We start from the raw sequence: 8,924 nt of genomic DNA, 5'->3' as shown, positions 1-8,924 counted from the left end.
CGCGCTCGGGCGGCGCGCCAGGGAGATAGTGGACGAGATAGTCGAGAAGCACGGCCTCAAGAAGGAGTAACATCGGGACTTGCAGCGACGGACCTCAGGACACTCTTACACCATGTCTGCGCGCGCGACCCCGCGCACCATCTTTATTCAGATTAATCATTGCCCGTTGTGACATCGCCGAACCCGCAGGGCAGAGAACAAGTTCCCTCCCGGCGCACTCCGCAGGACGCAAGAAGCCCTCGCCGCACGAAGTGCGCAGCGAGGGCTTCTTGCATGTCCGAGGACGCGCCGGGAGGGAACTTGTTCTCTGCCCGGATAGGTAAGACAAATTACGCGACGGTGTAAACCCAGTTGTGCTTGTCCTCGACAGCACCAGACTGGATACCAGTCAGGGTCTCGCGAAGCTTCTTCATCACAGGGCCGATCTCGGTGTATCCAGCCGGGAAGGTCACGGTCTCGTCGGCGCCGTAAACCTTGTTGTCGATTTCGCCAACCGGAGAGATGACGGCAGCGGTGCCGCACAGGCCGCACTCCACAAAGGTGCCGGCCTTGACCTCGGCCCACTCGACGGGGCGCTGGTCAACGGTCATGCCCAGGTCCTGAGCAACCTGAACGAGCGAACGACGGGTGATAGAGGGCAGGATGGAGTCGGTGTGCGACTGCGGAACGACGAGCGTGCCATCCTCTTTCACGAACAGGACGTTGGCGCCACCGGTCTCCTCGACATAGGTGCGGGACTCGGAGTCGAGATACAGGTTCTCGGCATAGCCCTCGCGATGGGCCTCCATCGTGGGCTTAAGGGACATGGCGTAGTTCAGGCCGGCCTTGATGTTGCCGGTGCCGTGCGGTGCAGCACGGTCATACTCGGAAACGCGCAGCTTGACGGGCTTGAGGCCGCCCTTAAAGTACGGACCGACCGGGGTCACGAGAATGCGGAACGTGTACTCAGGAGCGGGAGCCACGCCGATCACGTCACCGGAGCCGATCATAAACGGACGCACGTACAGGGTCGCGCCGGAACCGAAGGGCGGAACCCAGGCGGCGTTGGCAGAAACGACCTGCTTGACGGCCTCAACGAACTTGTCCTTGGGAAACGGGGGCATCTCGAGGCGCTGGGCAGAGTTATACATACGCTCAGCGTTCATGTCGGGACGGAAGCAGACGATGCTGCCGTCCTCGGCGGTGTAGGCCTTCAGGCCCTCAAAGACCTCCTGGCAGTAATGGAAGATACCGCCGCACTCGGAGACATGCAGGGTGTGGTCGGTGGTCAGGCCGCCCTCGTCCCACTCGCCATCCTTCCAATGAGCCTCGTAGCTGTAATCGGTCTTCATGTAGCCAAAGCCGAGGCTACCCCAATCGATATCCTTCTTCTCGACAGTCATATGTCGCTCCTTACATACACAGTTGCATACTCGCGAACCCGCACGCAAGGACCGAGGCCGACCGCGTCGCAACGTCGCACGCCCGGAGCGTAGAGCCGGACGGGACACGCGAGCAGCATCAAAGCCGATGGCACGTCGATTCGCATGCACGAGATTGTACTCCCCACACGCGTCTGATAAAACGCTTTTCTTTAACTAAGTAAAGTATTTTCATTTGACCGAAGCAAAAAGGCCCGCCACCGTAAGCGGTGACGGGCCTCAACTGTACGGTCTGCGCGCTGGCTCGAGCTAGGCGTTCTATTTACCCAGCTTGGCCTTAACCAGACCGACCACGGTCGGGATGATCGACACGGCAACGATGCCGATAATCAGCAGCTCAAAGTGCTCTTGCACAAAGGGAATGCCGCCAAAGAAGTAGCCCAGCAGCGTAAAGACCGTCGACCAGGTAATGCCGCCCAGCACGTTAAAGACGACAAAGTTGCGCCAGTGCATGCCGCCCATGCCAGCGATAAAGGGCACAAAGGTGCGGATAAACGGGAAGAAGCGACCCAGGAAGATGGCCAGGTGACCCCACTTGTCCAAGAAGTCCTCGGACTTTTTGATGCGCTCGGGCGTCATGGCCTTGACCTTGCCCGAAGCGATGATCTTGCGGCCAAAGAAGTGACCGATCATAAAGTTGCACTGATCGCCCAAAATGGCAGCGGCCCATGCGGTGGCCAGAAGCGCCACGATGTTAAAGCCACCGTTGTGGGCAAAGAAACCCGAGGCGAACAGCAGCGAATCACCGGGAAGGAATGGGAAGAACACCACGCCCGTCTCGATAAAGATGATCAGGAACACGCAGCCGTAGGCCATAAGCGGGCCGGCGGCGATCCAGCTGGCGATCGCGGTGCGCGGGTCCTTAAGCAGCTCGGCAATAAAATTGATGAAACCCATGAAGTAAAACCTCTCAGTTGTGGGCGCGGATACGTCCAAGTTGACCAGTATACGGTTGCGGTGCCCCCTCGTGCGCAACCCCACAAAAGCATGACTCCATTACCAGCAAGTTTGCATAACTGACACTTGTAGCGCAAAGCCGCCAAGATTGTCCTTTTTAATCCCTAGCGAATCGCTATACTTTATTGAATCGCATTGCCATGGCGCTAAGGGAGGGCGGCCGGTGAGCTTTATCAATACCATTCGCGAGGACATCAAGACCGTCCAGGCGCAGGACCCCGCCGCGCAAAACGGTCTGGTCATCTTTCTTTCCTATCCTGGCCTGCACGCCAAGTGGAACCACGTGCCCGAGCACTGGCTGTGGGAGCACGGTCATCGCTCGCTCGCCCGCGTGCTCTCGCAAATCACCCGCCACATCACCGGCGTCGAGATTCACCCTGCCGCGCAGATTGGCAAGCACTTCTTTATCGACCACGCCATGGGCGTCGTCATCGGCGAGACCACCATTGTGGGCGACAACTGTGTGCTCTACCAGGGCGTCACGCTCGGCGGCACCGGCAACGAGACCGGCAAGCGTCACCCCACCCTGGGCAACAATGTCACGGTGGGCACGGGCGCCAAGGTGCTCGGCAACATCCGCATCGGCAACAACGTCAAGATCGGCGGCAACTCGGTCGTCGTTAAGGACGTCCCCGACAACTGCACCGTCGTGGGCGTGCCGGGACGCATCATCAAGCGCAACGGCTGCCGTGTGTTCGAGGAGAGTTTCGACGCCAAGCAGCATCGCGAGTACATGCCCGATGACGCCGCCGAGCAGTCCGCCCTCAACCGCCAGGGCATCACCGAGAATGCCCGCCGCGTCAAGGAACTCGAGCGAGAGGTGGCCGAGCTCAAGGCCCTCGTCGCCAAGCTCGTGGACGAACGCTAGGAACGCAAGCGGCACAAAACGACATCGGCATCAACGCAAAGGCGCGCCAGGGAATTCATCCCCGGCGCGCCTTATTTGTGATGTGGCAAAGAGACTGTCCCTTTGTCACATTATGCGAACTGGCTCAGATAGAGGTCGGCGTAGGCACCCTCGGCAGCCAGCAGCTCCTTATGCGTGCCCTGCTCGATAATGTTGCCGTGATCCATGACCAAGATCAGGTCGGCGTCCACGATCGTCGACAGGCGGTGCGCGATCACAAAGCTCGTGCGCCCGCGCATGAGCGCGTCCATGGCACGACCGATGGCAAGCTCGGTACGCGTATCCACGCTTGAGGTCGCCTCGTCCAGGATGAGAATCGCCGGGTTATTGAGCAGCACGCGTGCGATGGTCAGCAGCTGACGCTGGCCCTGGCTGATGCTTTCGGCATCGTTGGCCACGCGCGTGTCATAGCCCTGCGGCATGGTGCGCACAAAGAAATCGACCTGCGCGGCGCGCGCAGCCGCCACGATCTCCTCACGCGTCGCCTCGGGACAGCCGTAGGCGATGTTTTCGGCAATCGTGCCATCGAACAGCCAGGCGTCCTGCAGCACCATGCCAAACTGCTGCCGTAGCTCGCCGCGGTCCATGCGGCTCGTATCCACGCCGTCGAGCGTAATACGCCCGCCGTCAATCTCGTAGAAGCGCATGAGCAGGTTGATGAGCGTCGTCTTGCCCGCGCCCGTGGTTCCCACCACGGCAATCTTCTGGCCCGGCTCGGCGGTAAACGACACGTCGTGCATAAGCGGCTTGTCGGGCGAATAACCAAAGCGCACGTGCTCAAAGGAGACGCGACCCTCAACGCGACCCGGCAGCTTGGCGGCCTCGTCCGGCAGCGGATCGGCCTCCATCTCGGGCTCATCGAGCAGGTCGAACACGCGCTCCGCACTCGCCAACGCGCTCTGCAGCGAGTTGAAGGTAAACGACAGCTGCGTCATGGGTTCGGACGCCTCGTAGATAAACTGGAAGAACGCCTGGAACACGCCGACGGTCATGTGACCGGCAACCAGCATGCTGCAGCCCACCAGCGCGATCACGATCTGCGCCAAACGGCCGATAAAGCGCACCGCAGGGCCGACGGCATTGATCATAAAGTCGGCCTTGGCACTCACGCGTGCCAGCTCGCCCGAGGCCTGGTGCACCTCGGCAGAACTTTGGCGTTCGCGGTTAAACGCGCGGATCACCAGACGGCCCGAATAGCCTTCCTCGACCGCACTCGTAATCTTGGACACCCACTCCTGGCGCTCGCCCGTCACATCGTGTGTGCGGCGCGAGACGACCTTCGTCACCAGCAGCGACAGTGCCGTAAAGAACAGAAAGACGAGCGTAAGCTGCACGCTGAACACGAACATCACGCTCACAGCACCAACAACCGTGCCGATCGACACGAGCAGCTGCAGCAATCCGCGCTGCATGCTCTCGGACATCTTGTCCAGGTCGTTGGTCGCGCGGCTGACGACCTCGCCGGGACGATGCGCGTCAAAATAGGCGAGCGGCAGACGGTTGAGCTTTTGCGCGATGCGGTTGCGCAGGCGCAGATTGAGACGCTCAGCGACGCTCGACATCAAAAAGCTCTGGAGCGCATAGAACGAGGCAGCGGCAGTCCAGATCATAAAGTAGACGAAAATGGTCTTGCCGCAGTTCTCCCAGGTGATGCTGAAAGTGGTGTCGTTGGCAAACGCCACCTGAATGTGGCCCCACAGCTCATCGATCACGCGGGCGCTATATGCCGGCGCGGCGGTGTTAAAGATGACATAGAACACAATGCTCGCGAACACGATATAGAAGCGCCAATGGTCGCCGGCAGCCTCACTCCACAGGCGGCGCACCGTCGCCCAGGTATCCCGAGGCGTCTCGTCCTCGTCTTCGTCGTCCACGTCGCGCATACGCTCTGCCTCGGCGCGGGCGCGCTCGTCCTCGGCACGTTCGTTTTCCTCGTAGAGCGCTTGGCGGCGAGCCTCGCGCTCCGCCGCCTTGGCGGCTTCGTCCAGGTCGGGCGCGACGCCCGTCTCCTCGACTGTCTCTACAACCGCAGCGCCATCGACGATGCCCTGCTTCTTGAGCTCCTCGGTCATGCTACTCACCTCCCTTCATCTGCGATTCCGCGATTGCGCGGTACACCTCGCAGGTTTCCATGAGCTCGTCGTGCGTGCCTAGGCCCACGATCTCGCCGTCTTTGAGCACCACGATCTGATCGGCATGCAAAATAGTCGAGATGCGCTGGGCGATGATGAGCACCGCGGCATCGCACGTCTCGTCCTGCAGCGCATGGCGCAGTGCCGCATCGGTCTTAAAGTCCAGGGCCGAAAAACTGTCGTCGAAGATATATAGATCGGCATGCTTCATGAGTGCGCGGGCAATCGCCAGGCGCTGGCGCTGACCACCCGAGAAGTTCGTGCCGCCCTGGGCCACCGGCGTATCGAGCCCCTGGGGCTGGTCGAGCACAAAGGTGCTCTGGGCAACCTCCAGCGCATGGAGCATGTCAGCCTCAGTCGCGTCTTCGTTGCCAAAGCGCAGGTTGCTCGCCACCGTACCCGAGAACAGCCATGCCTTCTGCGGCACATAGGCGATACGCCCGCGGATGTCGTCTTGCGAAAGGTCGCGCAGATCGATGCCATTCAGGCGAATGGCGCCCTTCGTGGCATCGTGGAAGCGAAGCAAGAGCTTGGCCACCGTCGACTTGCCCGAACCCGTCGAGCCTACAATCGCCGTGGTCTGGCTACGGCGACAGGCAAAGCTCAGGTCGCACAGGGTATCCTCGTCGGCATCGTCAAAACGGAACGACATGTGGTCGAACACGGCCACCGCGTCGGCACCGTCAACAGACTCCGCCGCGCACGTGTCCAGCGTGCGCTTGCCGTCCACGATGCTCGGCTCAATCTCCAACACCTGCTGCGCACGGTTCAGGCATGCGGCGGCGCGTGGGAGCGTCAGAATCACCATCTGCGCCGTCATCACAAAGAACAGGATCAGGATCGCGTACTCCAGCACGGCCGAGATGCTACCGATTTGCATGGCGTGGACGCCCACGCGGTTGCCGCCCACCCACAGCACCGCCACCTCGGCGATATTCATCAAAAAGAAGCTGGAGCTGTCGAGACCCACAAACAGGTGGTTGACCTTGATGGCATTGGCCGCGTAATCGCTAAACACCTCGTCCAGGCGCTGCTCCTCGTGGCGCTCCTTGTTAAATGCGCGGATGACGCGCACGCCCACGATGTTCTCGCGCAGCACCACGTTCATGCGGTCGATAAAGCTCTGCAGGCGCATAAAGATCGGCGCGGCGTTGGCAACGGTAAAGACCGCCGCCACCAGCACGATCGCAACCACCACGCCCAGCAGCGTACCCATGGCGGGATCGATGAACCAAGCAAAAATGATGCCTGCCACGGCCAAGAACGGCACCGGCAGCACCAGCTGAATCGTCTGAAGGACAGCTTGCTGAATCACGTTGATGTCGTTGAGCGAGCGCGTGATCATCGAACCCGTGCCAAAGCGCTCAAAGTCGCTGGCGGACAGCTCGAGCGACTTGTCGTACACGGCATTGCGGATATCGCAGGCCACGTTGGCGGCCAGGCGCGCCGAAAGATAGCAGCCCAGCACCGTGCCGCCGCTGGCCATGCCGGTCGCGATAAGCATGTACAGGCCGTTGCGTAATATATAGTCGACATCACCCGTGGTAATACCGGTGTTGACCATGTTCGCCAGCATCGTGGGAACCAACAGCGTACCGACGTTATCTATCAGCACCGCAAACAGCGTCACCGCAATCAGACCGCGGTACGGCCTCATAAACCTCATTAAGAGTCGCATGCGTCCCCCTCGCCCTTATCGTCAGTCTCGTTCTCGGCGGCCACTTGCCGTTTAAATGCCTCGCACTCTTCGTTAAGAACATGGGAGAACTTACCGACCAAGCGCATGATCTCGCACTGTTCCCACGGCTCGAGCGCCTCGAATGCCTGTTGCTCGGCTTTTTGCGCCGGCAACGCGTAGCGCTTGGCAAACCGCACGCCTTCTTCGGTCAGTCGTACAACCTTGTTTTTACGACTGCCCTCGGCAAACTCCAACGTCGCAAGCCCTCGCGCCCTAAGCGTTTTAATCGCCGAATTGATGGTCTGTTTGCTGTAGAACCATTCACTCGTCAGCCGACTCACGGCAACGCTTCCGCCCGCTGCACTCGTGTCGACGAGCATCCAGTAGGCGCAGTCCGAAAGGCCGCGGGCGCGCGAGAACTCCGAATAGATATGGTCGAGTCCATTGAGCAACCGATCGAAGTCGACCAGCGTAACCGCACTATTCATCTATCCCATCATTCAATTGTCCGATTTTTGACCAATTATGTGTCTCTAGATTAGTCCGAGTTTTGACTATCGTCAACAGGCTCTCCGCAAATGCGTGCATTTTTATGGCCTATCGGCAGAAAAAGACCGCCGGCGCGGGGGCGGCGCCAGCGGTCACGTGAAAATCGGGTTTTATTGCCTGTTAAGCGGCGACGGCCTCATAGACCGTAGCGCCCGAGAAGCTGTCATGCAGGCTCTTGCCGGCAATCCACGGCAGCTCGACGACCTCGCAGACCGTGTTGACCAACTCAGAACAGTCAGTAAAGTGGCCCTTGTTGTTGAGGGCCTCGCAATCCTGAACACGCCAATAGCCATCGGTGTGCGTGATGTAGTACTCGTGATCGTTGATCGACACGAAAGCGCGCGTCTTGGAACGCAGCAGCTTCAGAAATCCTTCGAAATCGGTCTCGACGACATCTCCAGCCTGGAACATGATGTTACCTCCTGGCCCGGCGCCACCACGGCGCATTGATAAACGTTGGTACTCCTTTAGTAAAACCCTTATCAGAGGTTATGCGTTCGTCATTTAGGCAAGTGGTAAAAAACCGCAGGGTAGACGGGATAAAACGTTTAACCATCCCATTTGTTTGTCACATTCTGAAGGTACTTTTATGCAAACCTACTTTGCCAATTGAAATCTATCCTTTTGGCCGGGCAATTGACCGTCTATCGTTTAAGCCCGACGGGTATGAACGGGGCATCTGCAACGCCACCGCAAGGAGACACCATGGAGACTATCGAAGCACTCATTCACCGTCGCAGCTGCCGCAAATACAGCAATCGTCCCGTCGAGGCCGAAAAGCTTGCACGTATTATCGAAGCCGGCCAATATGCACCGAGCGGCATGGGCCGCCAGCCGGTGACGTTTGTCGCCGTCACCGACCCCGCGACCGTCGAGCGTCTCTCACAGCTCAACGCCCAGGTCATGGACAGCAACAGCGACCCCTTCTACGGTGCCAAGACCGTTGTGGTGGTGCTGGTTGACCGCAGCGTGCCCACCCATCTGGAAGACGGCTCGCTCGCCATGGGCAACCTGCTCAACGCCGCCTATGCACTGGGTGTCGATTCGTGCTGGATTCACCGCGCGCATGAGGTCTTTGACTCGCCCGAGGGCCTGGAGCTGCTGGCCAGCTGGGGCCTGCCCGCCGACGGCAGCCTGCGCGGTGTCGGTAACTGCATTCTTGGCTACGCCGAGGACACGCTACCCGAGGCAAAGCCGCGCCGCGACAACGTGGTGTACGTAAAGTAATCAGAACCACCCTTAAAAAGGGTGGTTTGCTCTTAGGGTATAACCCACGGGCC

8 protein-coding genes are annotated in these 8,924 nt (G+C 59.8%); 2 read left to right on the top strand and 6 right to left on the bottom strand.

Translation table 11 applies throughout. The annotated features are described in order from the left end of the window. Window positions 1-329: 329 nt before the first annotated feature. Window positions 330-1,382 carry a branched-chain amino acid aminotransferase gene (locus KSY82_RS09955; protein WP_035138743.1) on the bottom strand — a complete coding sequence of 351 codons (1,053 nt, stop codon included), beginning with the start codon at window positions 1,380-1,382 and terminating at the stop codon, window positions 330-332. A 297-nt stretch (window positions 1,383-1,679) separates the two neighbouring features. Beyond that, complete coding sequence (locus KSY82_RS09950; RefSeq protein WP_138113555.1) at window positions 1,680-2,318, bottom strand: DedA family protein; 639 nt, start codon at window positions 2,316-2,318, stop codon at window positions 1,680-1,682. A 223-nt stretch (window positions 2,319-2,541) separates the two neighbouring features. Here KSY82_RS09950 and cysE point away from each other — a divergent pair, with 223 nt between their 5' ends. Next, the gene (cysE, locus tag KSY82_RS09945) at window positions 2,542-3,246 is read left to right on the top strand and encodes a serine O-acetyltransferase (RefSeq protein WP_035138740.1); all 705 of its coding nucleotides are present in this window, start codon (window positions 2,542-2,544) and stop codon (window positions 3,244-3,246) included. Window positions 3,247-3,356: 110 nt separating this feature from the next. Here cysE and KSY82_RS09940 read toward each other — a convergent pair whose 3' ends face one another. The 4 genes from KSY82_RS09940 to KSY82_RS09925 form a co-directional block, all read right to left on the bottom strand. Beyond that, window positions 3,357-5,357, bottom strand: a complete 2,001-nt coding sequence (locus KSY82_RS09940; RefSeq protein ID WP_204986360.1) for an ABC transporter ATP-binding protein — start codon at window positions 5,355-5,357, stop codon at window positions 3,357-3,359. Window position 5,358: 1 nt separating this feature from the next. After that, window positions 5,359-7,083 (bottom strand): ABC transporter ATP-binding protein, encoded by a 1,725-nt coding sequence (locus tag KSY82_RS09935; RefSeq protein WP_138375060.1) that lies wholly within the window; start codon window positions 7,081-7,083, stop codon window positions 5,359-5,361. Next, entirely contained in the window at window positions 7,083-7,583 is a 501-nt protein-coding gene (locus tag KSY82_RS09930) for a MarR family winged helix-turn-helix transcriptional regulator (RefSeq protein WP_217751096.1), read from the bottom strand. Before KSY82_RS09930 ends, KSY82_RS09935 begins: the two co-directional genes overlap by 1 nt. A gap of 181 nt (window positions 7,584-7,764) precedes the next feature. Then, window positions 7,765-8,055 carry a CDP-alcohol phosphatidyltransferase gene (locus KSY82_RS09925; RefSeq protein WP_217751095.1) on the bottom strand — a complete coding sequence of 97 codons (291 nt, stop codon included), beginning with the start codon at window positions 8,053-8,055 and terminating at the stop codon, window positions 7,765-7,767. A 294-nt stretch (window positions 8,056-8,349) separates the two neighbouring features. Here KSY82_RS09925 and KSY82_RS09920 point away from each other — a divergent pair, with 294 nt between their 5' ends. Continuing rightward, complete coding sequence (locus tag KSY82_RS09920; RefSeq protein ID WP_217751094.1) at window positions 8,350-8,871, top strand: nitroreductase family protein; 522 nt, start codon at window positions 8,350-8,352, stop codon at window positions 8,869-8,871. The last annotated feature ends 53 nt before the right edge of the window (window positions 8,872-8,924 follow it).

This window comes from Collinsella aerofaciens, from assembly GCF_019131995.1.
GTDB lineage: Bacteria > Actinomycetota > Coriobacteriia > Coriobacteriales > Coriobacteriaceae > Collinsella > Collinsella aerofaciens_S.
This window is presented reverse-complemented; position numbering and strand designations above follow the sequence as displayed.

What these genes read in the sequence shown, in the direction of transcription:
- KSY82_RS09955 (WP_035138743.1), bottom strand. Translation starts at nt 1,382, where the DNA reads ATGACTGTCGAGAAGAAGGATATCGATTGGGGTAGCCTCGGCTTTGGC.
- KSY82_RS09950 (WP_138113555.1), bottom strand. Translation starts at nt 2,318, where the DNA reads ATGGGTTTCATCAATTTTATTGCCGAGCTGCTTAAGGACCCGCGCACC.
- KSY82_RS09930 (WP_217751096.1), bottom strand. Translation starts at nt 7,583, where the DNA reads ATGAATAGTGCGGTTACGCTGGTCGACTTCGATCGGTTGCTCAATGGA.
- KSY82_RS09925 (WP_217751095.1), bottom strand. Translation starts at nt 8,055, where the DNA reads ATGTTCCAGGCTGGAGATGTCGTCGAGACCGATTTCGAAGGATTTCTG.
- KSY82_RS09940 (WP_204986360.1), bottom strand. Translation starts at nt 5,357, where the DNA reads ATGACCGAGGAGCTCAAGAAGCAGGGCATCGTCGATGGCGCTGCGGTT.
- KSY82_RS09935 (WP_138375060.1), bottom strand. Translation starts at nt 7,083, where the DNA reads ATGAGGTTTATGAGGCCGTACCGCGGTCTGATTGCGGTGACGCTGTTT.
- KSY82_RS09920 (WP_217751094.1), top strand. Translation starts at nt 8,350, where the DNA reads ATGGAGACTATCGAAGCACTCATTCACCGTCGCAGCTGCCGCAAATAC.